Genomic DNA, 14,460 nt, shown 5'->3' with positions numbered 1-14,460 from the left:
GCACCTGAGAGGTGCCCCTTTCTTGAACGGGAATGTTGACGTTAGACATCATCATTTTCCCAGTTCAGGAGGGGCATTTCCATTTCACACGCGGCTTTGAACAGCTACCCGCATCGGTGGATCAAGGTTAAGCGCAACTGCCAACCGCAATGCGGTTCTCGGCGCCAGCTCCGTCACGAGCTGGCGCCGAACTGCATTCACAGGAGGTTGGACTGCGCAGAAATGAGGTGCAATCCAGTCACCCTAATGTCGCCTCCACCAGCCGGCACCCGGTCAGCACTTCGGCGTTAGCCGCGATGAGTCGGAAGATGTCATCAGCGTCGAGCGGTGTTCCGCCCATGAAGTGCAGTCCGTAGGCGTCTTCGAGAGCCACGAGGTTACTCGCGGCCGTCCCCACAGGCAGTGTCATCGTGAATACGCCCTCCTCGACGCCCTCGTTGAGGGCCGCGGCATAGAGTGAGACTTCGAGTCGGTACATCTCCGCCATGAGCCCTGCGTGGAATGCGTCCCTGTACGCGTGGGTATGCAGCTCATTGAGCACTTGGAAGTCGACGTCGTCGCGGGAGCGCGGGATGCCGCTGCGGATGATTCTGGCCAGCTTGGCCTCCGGGGTCTCACTTGCGATCCCGTGGTCGAGACGGTTCCAGTAGAACCGCGACACCGCGTTCTCATGCACTTCTCGCACGAGGTCTCCGAGGTCGGGGTAGTAGTACGCCACCGACCCGGCACCCAGCTCTGAGTGCGCGGCCACGTCGATGGTTCGCAGCCCGTTGAGTCCGCGCTGCGCGATCGCCTGTTTCGCCGCCTGCACCAGCTGTGCACGGCGTCCCGCCTGATTCTTCGGTCGTGCCATGGCCCCATTATCTCCTGAAGTGATGCAGGCAAACGCGGATCGGTATGGCCGTACCTCTGTCAATCGGCGGCCGCCCGTGCAATTCTTTACGGTGTAACTCAAAGAACTCTATCGGACGCCCACTCACAAGGAGGTGGATGGTGTCTTCCCTTGAACGCACGACCGCATACGCGGACGAACAGAAGCAGCATCTGAAGAAGACGCTCGGCCGATTCGACATCGTGCTCATCGTCATGTCGGCAGTATTGAGCATTGAAGTCCTCGCCGAGACCGCAGGTTTCGGCGCAGAGACCTTCACATGGACTCTTGTTCTCGCGATCTCCTTCCTCGTGCCCTACGCGCTCGTCTTCGCCGAGACCGGCAGCACCTTCGTCGGTGAGGGCGGAGCCTATATCTGGGTCCGCCAGGCCTTCGGCCGGCCGTTCGGCGCGATCGCCTCGATCCTCAGCTGGGTCACCCAGCCCGTATGGGTCGGCGGTTCGATGGCGTTCCTCGCCACCGGCACATGGAACCAGTTCATCAGCCCGCTCGAGGCCGGGTCGATCGGCGACTGGATCTTCAAGATCGTCTTCATCTGGATCACGGTGATCGCGGCGATTCTGTCGCTGGCGAAGGCGAAGTGGCTGCCCACGCTCGGCGGCGTGCTCAAGGTCATCTTCATCGCTTTCTTCCTCTTCACCACGATCATCTACGCCGCCCAGCACGGAGTTCAGCCTCTCCACCTCTCGGACTTCAGCCCCAGCCTCGGCGGTTTCCTCGGGCTTGTGCCGCTCCTGCTCTTCTCCTACCTCGGGTTCGAGGCCTCGAACAGCGCCTCGGACGAAATGAAGAACCCGAAGAAGGACATCCCGGTCGCGATCGCACGTTCTGGATTCATCTCCGCACTCTGCTATCTCCTGCCGGTCCTCGCCATGCTGCTCGTGTTGCCGACCGAGACGATCACCGGCATCGGTGGTCTCCTCGACGCCGTGCAGACGGTATTCACTGTCTATGGGCCCGCCGCTGACATCATGGTCGTGCTCGCGGCGCTGATGTTCGTCATCATCCTCGCCTCTCAAGGCGCGGCGTGGATGATCATGAGCGATCGGATGCAGGCACTGACCGCGGCCGACGGTGCGTTCTTCGGAGGCTTCTTCGGCAAGATCTCGCGCACACTGGGTACCCCGGTCAACGTCAATCTGCTCTCGGGCACCGTCGCCACGGTGTTCCTCATCGCGGCCATGCAGCTCAGCGGTGACGCCGGTGCACTGTTCGGGGTCGTCCTCTCGATCTCCATCTCGACTTTCCTGCTCAGCTATTTGCTCATCATTCCCGCGGCCATCAAGTTGCGCTGGAAGCATCCCGGCATCGAACGCCCCTTCCGGGTGCCCGTCGGCAATGTCGGGTTCACCATCCTCGGCGGCGTCGCCTTCCTCTGGATCCTGCTCGGATCCTGGGTCGCGATCTTCCCCGGCACCCTCGATCGGCTCTTCGGACAGGAATACAACTTCCTCGACGAATGGGGCGTCGATCAGGGACCGTTCACGGCCCTCACTCTCGGCACCCTCGGCGCCCTCGCCGCGCTGGCCCTGATCGGATACGTCCGCGGGCACCGGGTCCGCGTCTTCCGCCCCACACCCGCCGATCCTCGGGATCTGCTCGACGACCTCGACCCCGCTCTCGACAGCAAACTCGATACACAGAAAGGCATGTGAAGACCATGACTGCACCGACAACGACCACCGTCGGCACTTCGACTGCACATCCCCTCGACCGCCTGACCGGTGAGGAGATCGAGCTCAACCGGGCCATCATCGTCGATGCCGGCCACGTGAGCGAACAGACGCTGTTCGCTCTCGTCAGCCTCGTCGAACCGGATAAGCGCGAGGTCATCGCAGGTGCCACCGACCTCGACCGCCGCGTGCGCTCGCTCATCATCGATCGCGACACCGGGGAGCAGGCGGAGCTCCTCGTCTCGCTGACCGAGCGCAAGGTCCTCTTCGCCCGTGTGCTCGATGTCGCGGCCGAGGGGCAAGCCCCGATCACGATGACCGAGTACGAAGAAGCCGAGCAGATGATCCGCAACGACGCGACGTGGCGGGCGGCCGTCGCAGCTCGCGGCATCACCGATGTCGAGACCGTGCGCATCTGCGCGCTCTCCGCCGGATGCTTCGACATTCCCGGCGAGGCCGGCCGCCGCCTCGTACGCGGTTCGACGTTCATCCAGTTGGACCCGCAGGACAATGCGTGGGCGCACCCGCTCGAGGGGCTCGTGGCCTATCTCGACCTCAACACCGGTGAGGTCGTCGAGGTCGTCGATACCGACATCGTGCCCGTGCCCCAGGAGCGCTTCGACTACCATCTCGATTCCTGGCTTCCCAAGCCGCGGACGACACAGAAGCCGATCGAGATCACCCAGCCCGAGGGCGCGAGCTTCACCCTGAACGGGGATGTCCTCGATTGGGAGAAGTGGCAGGTCCGACTCGGCTTCGATCCGGTCGAAGGGCTGGTCCTCCATCAGATCAGCTTCGATGACGAGGGCGAGCGCCGCCCCATCGTCTACCGCGCCTCGGTGGCGGAGATGGTCGTGCCCTACGGCGACCCCAGCCCGGTGCGCTTCTGGCAGAACTACTTCGACGCCGGCGAGTACTCGATGGGCAAGAACACGAACTCACTCGAACTGGGCTGCGACTGCCTCGGCGAGATCCACTACTCGGACGCGGTGCTCGCCGATGATCAGGGGCATGCGCACACGATCACGAACGCCATCTGCATCCACGAAGAGGATGCCGGGATCCTGTTCAAGCACACCGACGAATTCACCGGCGCCGTCGATGTGCGCCGCAACCGCCGCCTCGTCATCTCCTTCTTCATCACCGTCGGCAACTACGACTACGGCTTCTACTGGTACCTCTACCTCGACGGCACGATCGAACTCGAGTGCAAGGCCACCGGCATCGTCTACACGGCTGCCTACGGCGACGAGGCTCAGCGGCAGCGCTGGTCGTCACCGTTGGGCGATGAGGGCCTTGGCATGCCGTTCCACCAGCACATGTTCTGCGCCCGGCTCGACATGCAGGTCGATGGCATCGCCAACGCCGTCGACGAGCAGGAGGCCGTGCGCGTGCCCTTCGGTGAGGACAACCCCTATGGTAATGCCTTCACCAAGAAGCTCACCCGTCTCACCGCAGAGGGCGGACGCACCGCGAATGGTGAGGCGGGCAGAGTCTGGCACATCGTCAATCCGGAGAAGCAGAATCGTCACGGGTTCCCGGTCGGCTATGAACTGCACGTGCCCGACGAACCGACGATGATGGCCGCCGAGGGCTCGTCGATCTCGAAGCGAGCAGGATTCGGATCGAAGCACATGTGGCTGACGCGCTTCGATGCGGACGAGCGTTTCCCCTCGGGGACGTATCCGAACCAGAACCCGGGCAATGGGACGATCACGCAGTGGGTCGAGCAGCAGCGCCCGGTCGACGGCGATGACATCGTCGTGTGGGCGGCGTTCGCGATGACGCACTTCCCCCGACCGGAGGACTGGCCGATCATGCCCGTCGACCGCCTCGGTTTCACGATGAAACCCTATGGCTTCTTCGACGAGAATCCCGCACTCGACGTGCCCCGGCCGAAGTCGGCCCACTGCGGCACCGAGTCCGGCGGGCACTCCTGCGAGTGTGACTGACAGGATACGACGATGAGCAGCCTTGCCTCTCTCCTCATGGTCGCCGCGGGGGTCCTGTGCCTGATCGGCGCCGTCGCCTCGAAGGGGCGAGCGGCCGTGGTCGCCGCGACCGTGATGATTGCCGCGATGGCCGACTTGGCCTACACGGCATTCGTCCCCGCGGTGGTCTGGTCGGGGGCGCTGCTCATCGTCGGGCTCTGCCTGGCCGTGTTCCTGCGGACAGGATCAAGGATTCCCGCGCCGAGGCGGTCCCCCACACTCGTCATGAGTGGCGCTGGCGGCCAGCCTGAGATCGAGAGCGATGATTGCGCTCGGTCCACCGGCACCGCACCCGGCAAGTCGTGGTCACGGGTGCCTCACCTGGGGCCCTCGGCGGCGGTCCTGTGCGCCATGGCCTATCCGGTGATGGCGTGGCAGGTCCTCAACCACGCTGCGCACATGGGCAGTGCAGCACATACCGGCGGCCACGGCGGCCACGGCGGGCACCATGCCGGAGACATGTCGCTCATCAGCACATTTCTCACGGTCGCCGTCGTCGCCCTCGCGGTGTGTCTGGTGGTCTGCGCTATCCATGACATCGCCCGAAAGCGCCCGCTCGTCTCCCTCGACTGTTGGGGAATGGCCGCGATGATCGTGGTGATGCAGTTCCTTCACTGAGCCGGATTCTTTATCGACGGGCGAAGTAGAGATCCGAATGTGCCGCACAGCGTGGATTGAATGGGGCGGCGCATTCGGGGCAGGAGTCTGTCGCCTTATAGGTCTCGATGCTCATTTCGCTCCAGCACGCTCCGCAGAGGATAACTTTCTGGTCCCAGCGGTCGCGGGGCCATTGCTCGGACGGGTGGTCGGCGGTTTCGGAGTGGCAGAGGTGGCACGGATAGTAGCGGTCGCAGCAGGCGAAACGGATGGCGATGATGTCGAGTTCGGTGGCGAAGTGGACGCACCGAGTGTGCTCGTCGACGGTTTTGCCGAAGACCTCGGGAGATCGCGTCATGGCTCACCTGCCTGCTTTCATGCGTAAGTCGTCGGGCCGGCCCCGACGTACTTCCAGCCTAACGTCGGGGTTCGCTGGCCTCCGACTGCGGTTCGACGTTCGGTCGAGAATAGTCCGCGTAAAGTGGGGACCCCGAGCCGATGAGGAATCCCATGCCGCAGCCAGAAGATTTCGTCCACCCCTTCGCCGAGGTGGCCCTGAGCAACATCACCCGTGACTATCCGTACGCCGCCCATCATCTGGCTCGGAGTCTGGCCGATATCGTGCCCGCGGCCGAGAAGAATCCTGCCTTCGCGAATTCCTTCGACTGGCACTCGAGCGTGCACATGCACTATCTGCTCGCATCCCTTTTGGAGACCGAGGAGGGACGGAATTCGAGTTGGACCGCTGAGGCTCTCGAGATCCTGGCCGAGCATCTGAGCGAAACGAACATGCTCGCCGAGGCGGCCTTCCTCCGCGACAATCCCTCGTGGGAGCGACCCTATGGCTGGGCATGGGCGGTTGAGCTCAATCGGGTACTCAATGCCAGTGATGTCGCGGTGCTACGGGAGTTGGGGAAGAACACGCAGGTCCTCGCGGACGCTGTCTTCGATCTCGTGTCCGCGTGGTTGCCGAAGGTCGCCGAGCCGGTTCGCCATGGGGTGCACTCGAACACGGCATTCGGGCTGCGCAGGATCCTCATCGGCGCTCGTTTGCAGGAGCGTCATGACGTCGTCGATGTCATTGCCGGTGCGGCTCGTCGATTCTTCGCCGAGGATGCCGCGTGGAATTTCCGTCAAGAGCGCAGCGGACACGACTTTCTCTCCCCCGGTTTATGCGAGGCGGACCTCATGGCCGAGGTACTCACCGAGGACGAGCTGGCGATATGGCTGCCGGCATTCCTGTCAGAACTCGATCCGGAGTCGCCGGCACTCACCCCGATCACGGTCCTCGACCCGACTGACGGCCAGCAGAGCCATCTCTACGGACTGGGCCTGTCGGTCGCAGCGTCGGTAATGCGATTAGCAGCGAAGCTCGAAGCCATTGCGGAGAAGACGGGTAACAACGACCTCGCGGCTCACGCCAGGGGCATGCTCACCCGCGTCGATGCGTTGATGACACGGGGCCTCAAGGCAGCGGTCTCTGACGAGTACATGTCGTCACATTGGGTGGCCACGTTCGCGTGGGAGGTTCTTCGTCTCAATTGACCCTGCCGCGAGTCGCCGGGTAGTTAACTCCGATAATGCAATCCTGATCAGGAACGACATTCGTTGACCGTTGACATAACCTAAGAACATGGTGAAAGTCATCCGAGTCGTCGGCGCTGTGATTGAGCACCAAGGCAGGATTCTCGCTTGCCGGCGCCACCCAGACAAGGCCGAAGGTGGCAAGTGGGAATTTCCCGGCGGAAAAGTAGAACCGGGCGAAACTCCTCAGCAAGCGTTGTCCCGAGAAATATCCGAAGAACTCGACATACACGATGCAAAGGTCCGCGATCTCGTCACGCGAGCCACCACCCAGAGCGGCGACAAACGCATCGATCTGGCCTGCTACCAGGTCGACGTAACCACGCTTCCAAGCTCCAGCACCGATCACGACTCGATGAAGTGGTGCACTCGAGAACAGCTCTCCACTCTCAATTGGGCGAGGGCGGATTTGCCAACTGTGGAAAAACTCACTACCCGCGCAGCAACACATGAAAGCTACTCAGACAGGAGCAAAGATGCCCAGCGGTGAACCCGACGGATTGCGCGAAGCTGCGATCGACTGGCTAGAGATTAGAACTGACAGCGGGCGAGATCCACTCACTCGTGAGGATCTCCGCGACTTCCACTTTGCGAAGAGTGAAACACGCTTGATTGCACCGGTACAAGGCATTTGGAAGCCAAGCAGCTACACGGCCGCACTATCTTTTCGCACGTCGTACACGGCACCGGGTGAAACGCCTCCTTACGAAGATTCGACCGGCATTGACGGTCGATTTAGGTACAAGTGGCGAGGCACAGATCCCAACCACCCCGAAAATGTTGGACTCCGGGAGGCCCTGAATAACCACCTCCCACTGATCTGGTTTCGCGGAATCGCAAAAGAGCCCCCACGCTACCAAGCCATTGCTCCAGTTTTCATCGTTGATGAGGAACCTGAGCACCAACAATTCGTGTTTGTCGCCGCTGAGGATGCGCAGGCAGCATTTGAGCTCAGCGATTCTGTACACGAAACAGTCGCTCGACGCTATCTCAATAGAATGGCAAAAGCACGAGTACACCAGCCCGTTTTCCGATCCATGGTGCTATCTGCCTACGAGAACAGATGCACTGTCTGCATGTTGGCTCACCCCAGTCTTCTAGATGCCGCTCACATCGTGCCCGATAACGATGAGCGCGGCGTCGCATCAGTCGTCAACGGACTGGCGATGTGCAAAATTCACCATGCAGCATTCGACCGGTATTTCCTTGGAATCCGTCCGGACTACGTCGTCGAGATTCGTCATGATCTGTTGGAAGAGATCGATGGCCCGATGCTTAAACACGGCCTTCAAGAACTCCACGGCAATAGCTTGATGACGGTCCCCAAGAGTCGACGGCAGCGCCCCGAGAGAGACTTGCTTGAGCACAAATACGAGCAGTTCCGGAACGCAACTATGAACGACGTTGCTTAGAGATTGCGCGGATAGGTGGGGAGTGTGCGTATCCTGCACCCGGCGTGTCGTAACAGACTGACACGGAGAAGCGTCAGCTTCGATGGAAGTGCAAACATCACAATCGAAGACATCAGGACAGCTTGCCCGTGCCAGCACTTCCATCTTCAGTCATCGACCCTCTCTGGAGCCAATTCACGTCTCTTCTGCCCATGATCAACGACGACCACCCCCTCGGATGCCACCGGCGACGGGTGGCCGATCGGATCATCTTCGACAAGTTCGTCACCCGACTCGTCCTCGGCGGCGCCTACACCAAACACGCTGACGGCTTGGTCTCAGCGACAACGTTGCGATGCCGCCGCGATGAATGGATCGCCCACGGTGTGTTCGCTCGCCTGGAGCAGATCGTGGTCGAGGCCTTCGATCACGTCATCGGCCTGGACCTGACTCACCTGAGCGTTGATGGCTGCTGTGTGAAGGCTCCCTGCGGTGGTGACAACACCGGACCGAACCCGACCGATCGGGGGAAGTCCGGACAGAAACGGTCCGTGCTCGTCGATGGCCACGGCCTGCCGATCGGCGTTCTTCTAGCGGGTGCCAATCGCCACGATTCCCCGTTGCTGCGGTCGACTGTGGAGTGTCTGTCCCGGTTCGAGTTCTTCCTGCCCGAGCGCATTCGCATCGATCTTGATTCCGGATGCGATTCGCAGGTCACCCGGAACCTGTTGTCCGAGTTCGGATGCGAGTCGAAGATCTCTCCGAAGGGGACCTTTATCGAGATCAATTACACCCGATGGTGGACGATCGAGCGGAGGAATTCCTGGCATCCTCGCGGGTTCAGGCTCTTGCAGGTGGTCCTCGATCGGGTCGATCGAGTCCAACACGCGTGGGCGAGTCTGGCGAACGCCGTCATTGTCCTCAAGCGACTGCTACAGATGGGTGGAATCTATCGGTGGGCTAACAGGTCCGTCAAGGGCTATGACTGGAGATGACTCCCTATCCGCGCAACCTCTAAGTTTCCTGCACATCTGGGATCCCGACTCCCCAATGTTCGATTCGGCCAATGCAAAGTGGCGTGAGCGGCGAATTGCCATGCAGGTACGCAAGAGTCCACACAGACAGGTTCGGAATCATGCCCGTCGACTACGCGAGCTGTTGAACTCGCGAGTTCAAGACCCGGTAAATTGGATCGATACGTGTGCCTTCTATTCCTACCCCGGCGCCCAGGTGAACCGCCTCGGACGGGCAGAAAACAAAACAATCGCCTCCAACGAATCCGAGCTGAAGAGTTTCTTAGCGGGCATCGACCTTTCGGGTCCGCGGTCGATCGACGTGGATCAGATCGTTCAGGCACTCAAGGGAGAGACTGGCGACATTGCGGGCTTAGGTCGTTGGCGAGCGACCTGGCCCAGCTCGCTCAGCTGACCTCTCCGCATACCCTGCAGTCAGCCGCGGGTCGATGCGCAGCAGCAGCTGCGCGGCGAACCGCGCATCCGCATCCTCGAGATCCAGATCAGCGATCTCGGCCAGACGTCGCAGACGATAGCGCAGAGTGTTCGCATGCACATGGAGAAGATCAGCTGCTCGGCTGACGTCGCCCATGCACGCCAGCCACGTGTCGAGGGTGAGCACGAAGTCGGTGCCGTTGTCGAGATCGTAGTCGTGCAGCCTGTGGACCGGCCCGGACAGCTGGTCCCGCCGCAGCGACACTTGATCCCGCAGGTCCAGCAACAGGGAGTCGACATAGACCTGCGACAGTACAGCCACCGAGGTACCACGATCTTTCCGATCAAGGCACACGCGCAGGGCTCGACGTGCACCTTCTCTCGCGCTGAGGAGGTCCCGGGAGTCCGTGACGATCGGTCCGACCCCGCCGCAGACCCGCACGCGTGTACCGGCCCGGACCACAAGGTCGCTGACGAATCTCCTTGCCTGCTCCTCACCGTCGTCAACCGATTGGATCGGCAGCATCCCGAAGATGGTGTCACCCAGCCTCGCCGCACTGGCCTGCGGACGCACCGCCGCGAGATAGACGTTGATGGCGTCGACGATCCGCTGCGTCTCGATGGCCTCGTCCAGCTGCGAGGTCTCCTCCTGATCCACACCGAGAGCGAAGACCGCGATATGGGAGGATTCAATGCCCAGCCTCCTGATGGCGTACTCGGCGCCGTCACCACCGTCGAGGGCTGTGGCCAGCAGATCCGCTCGAAGACGACGGTCCAAGCCGTCACCTGCTCGCAGCCTGAGCATGTGGAGTGCCGCGATCTTGGCCATGTCCCGAAGAACTCGTGCCAGCTCCTCATCCATCTCATCGGGCAGCGCCGCCCAGATCGAGCCGAGGATCTCTCCGCCGGCACGGACGGCGATCGCCGCCCGATTCTTGACGTCGACTCCGTCGACATCGAGCCTGATCGACACCGGCTCGGTCGACGAGTACAGCTTCGTGAAGAACCCTGCCGACTGCAGCCTGCGGGTGTACTCGACTGGCACCTGACGGTCGAGGATCGTCTCGATGCGCGGCCCGTCAGCAGTGTCCTGGCCCGAGGAGAATGCGAGCACCCGCGAATTGCGGTCCTCGATCGTGATCGGGGCATCCAGCAGCGAACCGATGGCATTGGCCACGGCGAAGAGGTCCCCACCGGGGAGGCCGTCAATGGTTTCGGTGTCATCGACCCCGCGCGGGTCGACGAGCAGAGAATTGATGAGGTTGCTCAGCTGCGTCCAGGATGCACCGGGCACCAGGGTGAACACGGTGATGCCGTATCCGCGTGCGGCGAGCGACATGGTCTCCATCAGGTCACGCGGCCCGCGACCGATGAGCACATGCGCACCCGCTGTGCCCATGCTCCGCAGACATCGTTGAACGTCGATCGCATCGGACAGGCCGATGCCCAGGACGATCGCTCCGGCCGGGATGACCTGATCATCGTGAGGATCGAAGGCTACCACCCCGGTCACCGTCTGATGCGGGTCATCGATGACAGTGAGCGGGTTGAGCAGAGTCGAGCCGAGGTCGTCGAGAACCCGTTCGAGAGTGAGCTGGGACGACAGTCGCGGCAGGGGCCCACGCGTTGGCAGAGACACTGGCGAGGCCTGGGTGCGACGCGACTGTGCGGAGAGATCAGGCACCATCGGTCCATCCTAGTGCGTGATCCGTCGCTGACCAGCCGAGTTCAGTCTCGGTCGTCGTCTGACTCATCGACCGGAGATCCGCTCGATCACCTCGTCGACCGAGGCGACGACTGCATTCGGCTGTTCATGAGTCATCGCATGGCCGGCACCGGGGATGAGCCTCAGGCGGGCGTCGGGCATCGCGACCGCGAACTCCTCGGCCGCAGCGTTCTGGCGGTCTCTCATGCGCGCCTCCCACGTGCCGTGCCGCCGGCTGCCCTGCAGCACGACCGCGGGAACTGCTGGGCCACCCTGACGTTCGAGGTGCCGCAGCAGGGGCAGCGATGACGTGATCTCCTGGGCTTCGCGTCGTCCCGCTCGTGCGATTCGCGGTGCGGTCAGGTCCCGCCACATGATGTCCATGTCGGCGGCCGCGATCTCCGGGGACTCTCCTTCGGGCAGCAGACCACGCTTGAATGCCTGCGTACGCCCCAGCCCGAACAGGAGGGAGTTGACCCCAAACGCCGCAACGTTGAGCACCGCCATCGCACCGGACACCACGGTCGCCGAGGTCGCATCGATGAGGACGAGACCGGCAGTTCGACCGCGGTGCAGGCTGGCGAAGACTCGGACTATCGGGCCTCCCCAGCTGTGGCCGACGAGCAGCACCGGACCGGTCTCGCCGAGAGCATCGAGCACCTGAGTGAGATCATCGACCATGCGCTCCAGGGTCGGTCGCGAGTCAGCAGCATCACTGCCTCCGACGCCGGCTCGATCATACGCGAGGGTCCGGTATCGCGAACTGAGTTCGCGCTGAATGTGATTCCACTGTGAAGCGGCCGAGCCCATGCCGGCCTCGAAGACTACCAGGGGGCCGTCCCCGGTTCCCGCTCGTACGACGCGAATGCGTCGGCCGCCGTCCATGCTGACGAACTCCTCGTCGAGACCGCTTCCGGGGTCGAGCGAACGGCCGGTCGGTCGATTGCCTCGTATCATTCCGTTTTCTCCTTCAGGTTCGCCTCAGGCACTGCGTCACCACCACGTCCCTGTAGTTCGGGCAGGACGATCTCATCCCATCTCTGCACGTCTTCAAGCTGCTTCGCCACCGCCACAACCGCCGCGTCCTCCTGATGCCGACCGACAATCTGCACTCCCATCGGCAGGCCGCTGTGCGTGAAGCCCGCCGGCACCGAAACGGCCGGCTGACCCGTGAGATTCGCCCACGGTGTGTGGCAGGACCACTCGAGCATCCGGCCGAGCACTCCGTCAGCGCCGTCGGCGGTGAAATGCCCGATCGGCACCGGGGGCGCCGTCGTCGTCGGCGTCAATGCCGCATCGAACTCGTTCAGAGCGGCCAGGAACGAGCTCGCATAAGCCGCCTGCCTCGCTTGGGCCAGGGCCAGGTCCACAGCAGAGAGACGCTTCCCGCAGGCGACGAGGTACTGGGTGAAATCCGTCAGTGTCGCTCGACGCCGCTCCGGCACTGCCTGCTCCACTACAGCCGACACCGCCGCTGCGAACGTCACTGTGAAGGACCGGATCAGCTCCTCATCGAATCCCGCCGGGATGGCGATCTCGACGACGTCATGGCCGGCTTCGCGCAGGACCGCGGCCGTACGGTGAGCGGCCGCGACGATCTCGGGATCCGTCGACGCGGATGAGACTCCGCTCTCGGTCCACATCGCGATCCTCAGCCGCCGGCTCGCCCCCTGTCTGACCGCCTCGGCGATGGGGGTCGAATGCGACCAACCGTAGAGATCACCCGGCTGGGAATGCGCCATCGCCTCGAGCCCGATCACCAGATCGTCGACTGTGCGCGCGATCGGCCCCTCTGTGCCTGAGGCGAAGAACGTCGAGCGTGGTGCGGTGCTGATGAGGCCTCTGCTGGGTTTGAGGCCCACGAGGTTGCAGGTGGCGGCGGGGGTGCGGATCGACCCGGCACTGTCACTGCCGTGGGCCAGCGGGAGCAGACGAGCCGCAACGGCACCGGCGGCACCGCTCGATGATCCGCTCGCATAGCGTCCGAGGTCGTACGGTGTCACGCTCGGCCGGCCGGTCAGCTTTCCGTCGGTGAAGCACGCGGCACCGAACTCCGGGGCACTCGTCTTCCCGAGAAGCACCACACCCGCGGATCGCAGCCTGGCAACAGTCGAGTCATCGGTCGGCGGAACAGTGTCCGAAAGGGCTCGAGTGCCGAACGTGGTGCGCACTCCGGCTGTGGCGAAGAGATCCTTGATCGCCAACGGCAGTCCCGTCAGGCGATCACCCTCACCCGCCGCCAGCCGCGCGTCTGCCCGAGCCGCCTCGGTCAGAGCTACCTCGGTACAGACGGTCGTGAAGGCTCCGAGGCGACCGTCCAGTCGCTCGATGCGCTCAAGGTAGTGCCGCGTCAGCTCATATGAGCTCACCTTCCGGCGCCGCAGCGCGTCCAGTTGGGCACCGGCGCTCAGCTCATGCAGCTCAGTCATCGCGTCGGGCTTCCCTGAGTCGCCACGGCCGTGATGGTGTCCGCGAGCAGATCGAGCTCGCTCGGAGTCATGGCCTGCCTGCCGATGAGCCGTTTGTGCATGAGCGGCCCCTCCGCCAGCCCCTGCAGCAGGGCCAGATCGGGCAGTTCTGTGATTTCGCCTCGTCGCAGGGCCCGGGTCACGGCCTCGGTGAGTGGCTGCGAGCGATGTTTCGCCATGTTCAGGAATGTGACCTCGGCTTCGGGGTCCTTGGGCAGCTCGGCGAGGAATCCGACGAGGCCTTCCGTCCACGGTGCGCGCCAGCTTCTCGAGAGATCGTCGAGGAAGTGGCGGAGATCCTCGCGCAGATCGCCGGTGTCACACGACTTCACGGAAGGCAGATGGGCCGCGAGGACCTCGGCGACCAGCTGTGTCTTTGTCGTCCAGCGACGATAGACATCGGACCGGTGGGCACCGGCTCGTGTGGCGACCTCGGACATTGACAGCGCATCGAAGCCGCCTTCTGCGAGGATGTCCCACCCAGACTCCAACAGTCGCTTCTCCAGGGAAGGGTCTTTCGGACGAGCCAACACGTACCTGCTTTCACTACATCATGTTGCGTCAAAGACTAGACGGGCTCTGACATACGATTCAATAGAAGACATTGTTTTCCCGACCCTATGCGCAGTCCAAGACTCGGTAGGGCTACACGCTGTAGCGAAATCCTCCCATCGGCCCCACGTGCTCCCACGGTGCCCCCCATCCATTGGC

General features: G+C 62.9%; 13 protein-coding genes. 7 read left to right on the top strand and 6 right to left on the bottom strand.

The window, feature by feature from the left end; genetic code table 11:
• Positions 1 to 238: 238 nt before the first annotated feature.
• Positions 239 to 853 carry a TetR/AcrR family transcriptional regulator gene (locus tag EB836_RS15470; protein WP_135541966.1) on the bottom strand — a complete coding sequence of 205 codons (615 nt, stop codon included), beginning with the start codon at positions 851 to 853 and terminating at the stop codon, positions 239 to 241.
• A 137-nt stretch (positions 854 to 990) separates the two neighbouring features.
• Here EB836_RS15470 and EB836_RS15465 point away from each other — a divergent pair, with 137 nt between their 5' ends.
• From EB836_RS15465 to EB836_RS15455, 3 genes are read left to right on the top strand one after another with little or no spacing between them, the layout of a single operon-like run.
• A complete protein-coding gene (locus EB836_RS15465) occupies positions 991 to 2,547 on the top strand; it encodes an APC family permease (protein WP_135541965.1) in 1,557 nt (518 codons plus the stop codon).
• Between the two features lie 5 nt (positions 2,548 to 2,552).
• Positions 2,553 to 4,517: a primary-amine oxidase gene (locus EB836_RS15460; RefSeq protein ID WP_135541963.1), complete on the top strand. Its 1,965-nt coding sequence runs from the start codon at positions 2,553 to 2,555 to the stop codon at positions 4,515 to 4,517.
• Positions 4,518 to 4,529: 12 nt separating this feature from the next.
• Positions 4,530 to 5,174 (top strand): hypothetical protein, encoded by a 645-nt coding sequence (locus EB836_RS15455; RefSeq protein WP_135541961.1) that lies wholly within the window; start codon positions 4,530 to 4,532, stop codon positions 5,172 to 5,174.
• Between the two features lie 10 nt (positions 5,175 to 5,184).
• Here the strand turns inward: EB836_RS15455 and EB836_RS15450 are convergent, their stop codons facing one another.
• A complete protein-coding gene (locus EB836_RS15450) occupies positions 5,185 to 5,511 on the bottom strand; it encodes a CHY zinc finger protein (RefSeq protein ID WP_135541959.1) in 327 nt (108 codons plus the stop codon).
• A gap of 152 nt (positions 5,512 to 5,663) precedes the next feature.
• On the opposite strand from EB836_RS15450, the gene EB836_RS15445 reads away from it, so the two are divergent.
• The 4 genes from EB836_RS15445 (at position 5,664) to EB836_RS15430 (ending at position 9,123) form a co-directional block, all read left to right on the top strand.
• On the top strand, positions 5,664 to 6,698 hold the full coding sequence (locus EB836_RS15445; RefSeq protein WP_135541957.1) for a DUF2891 family protein: 1,035 nt from the start codon (positions 5,664 to 5,666) through the stop codon (positions 6,696 to 6,698).
• Between the two features lie 88 nt (positions 6,699 to 6,786).
• Entirely contained in the window at positions 6,787 to 7,227 is a 441-nt protein-coding gene (locus EB836_RS15440) for a (deoxy)nucleoside triphosphate pyrophosphohydrolase (RefSeq protein ID WP_135541954.1), read from the top strand.
• Positions 7,214 to 8,149 carry an HNH endonuclease gene (locus EB836_RS15435; RefSeq protein ID WP_135541951.1) on the top strand — a complete coding sequence of 312 codons (936 nt, stop codon included), beginning with the start codon at positions 7,214 to 7,216 and terminating at the stop codon, positions 8,147 to 8,149. Before EB836_RS15440 ends, EB836_RS15435 begins: the two co-directional genes overlap by 14 nt.
• Before the next feature lie 128 nt (positions 8,150 to 8,277).
• Complete coding sequence (locus EB836_RS15430) at positions 8,278 to 9,123, top strand: IS5 family transposase (RefSeq protein WP_135541949.1); 846 nt, start codon at positions 8,278 to 8,280, stop codon at positions 9,121 to 9,123.
• A 391-nt stretch (positions 9,124 to 9,514) separates the two neighbouring features.
• Here the strand turns inward: EB836_RS15430 and EB836_RS15425 are convergent, their stop codons facing one another.
• The 4 genes from EB836_RS15425 to EB836_RS15410 all read right to left on the bottom strand — a co-directional run bounded on the left by EB836_RS15425 (position 9,515) and on the right by EB836_RS15410 (position 14,279).
• Entirely contained in the window at positions 9,515 to 11,263 is a 1,749-nt protein-coding gene (locus EB836_RS15425; RefSeq protein ID WP_135541947.1) for a helix-turn-helix domain-containing protein, read from the bottom strand.
• A gap of 63 nt (positions 11,264 to 11,326) precedes the next feature.
• Positions 11,327 to 12,238: an alpha/beta hydrolase gene (locus EB836_RS15420; RefSeq protein WP_135541945.1), complete on the bottom strand. Its 912-nt coding sequence runs from the start codon at positions 12,236 to 12,238 to the stop codon at positions 11,327 to 11,329.
• Complete coding sequence (locus tag EB836_RS15415; protein WP_135541943.1) at positions 12,235 to 13,710, bottom strand: amidase; 1,476 nt, start codon at positions 13,708 to 13,710, stop codon at positions 12,235 to 12,237. Before EB836_RS15415 ends, EB836_RS15420 begins: the two co-directional genes overlap by 4 nt.
• Positions 13,707 to 14,279 (bottom strand): TetR/AcrR family transcriptional regulator, encoded by a 573-nt coding sequence (locus EB836_RS15410; RefSeq protein WP_167854485.1) that lies wholly within the window; start codon positions 14,277 to 14,279, stop codon positions 13,707 to 13,709. Before EB836_RS15410 ends, EB836_RS15415 begins: the two co-directional genes overlap by 4 nt.
• Between the last annotated feature and the right edge of the window lie 181 nt (positions 14,280 to 14,460).

The sequence above is a fragment of the Brevibacterium sp. S111 genome (genome assembly GCF_004745075.1).
Taxonomy (GTDB): domain Bacteria; phylum Actinomycetota; class Actinomycetes; order Actinomycetales; family Brevibacteriaceae; genus Brevibacterium.
This window is presented reverse-complemented; position numbering and strand designations above follow the sequence as displayed.

Bases quoted from the DNA above. Each gene is read 5' to 3' on its own strand.
- EB836_RS15420 (WP_135541945.1), bottom strand. From the start codon at position 12,238: ATGATACGAGGCAATCGACCGACCGGCCGTTCGCTCGACCCCGGAAGC.
- EB836_RS15435 (WP_135541951.1), top strand. From the start codon at position 7,214: ATGCCCAGCGGTGAACCCGACGGATTGCGCGAAGCTGCGATCGACTGG.
- EB836_RS15440 (WP_135541954.1), top strand. From the start codon at position 6,787: ATGGTGAAAGTCATCCGAGTCGTCGGCGCTGTGATTGAGCACCAAGGC.
- EB836_RS15465 (WP_135541965.1), top strand. From the start codon at position 991: ATGGTGTCTTCCCTTGAACGCACGACCGCATACGCGGACGAACAGAAG.
- EB836_RS15455 (WP_135541961.1), top strand. From the start codon at position 4,530: ATGAGCAGCCTTGCCTCTCTCCTCATGGTCGCCGCGGGGGTCCTGTGC.
- EB836_RS15460 (WP_135541963.1), top strand. From the start codon at position 2,553: ATGACTGCACCGACAACGACCACCGTCGGCACTTCGACTGCACATCCC.
- EB836_RS15450 (WP_135541959.1), bottom strand. From the start codon at position 5,511: ATGACGCGATCTCCCGAGGTCTTCGGCAAAACCGTCGACGAGCACACT.
- EB836_RS15425 (WP_135541947.1), bottom strand. From the start codon at position 11,263: ATGGTGCCTGATCTCTCCGCACAGTCGCGTCGCACCCAGGCCTCGCCA.
- EB836_RS15445 (WP_135541957.1), top strand. From the start codon at position 5,664: ATGCCGCAGCCAGAAGATTTCGTCCACCCCTTCGCCGAGGTGGCCCTG.
- EB836_RS15415 (WP_135541943.1), bottom strand. From the start codon at position 13,710: ATGACTGAGCTGCATGAGCTGAGCGCCGGTGCCCAACTGGACGCGCTG.
- EB836_RS15470 (WP_135541966.1), bottom strand. From the start codon at position 853: ATGGCACGACCGAAGAATCAGGCGGGACGCCGTGCACAGCTGGTGCAG.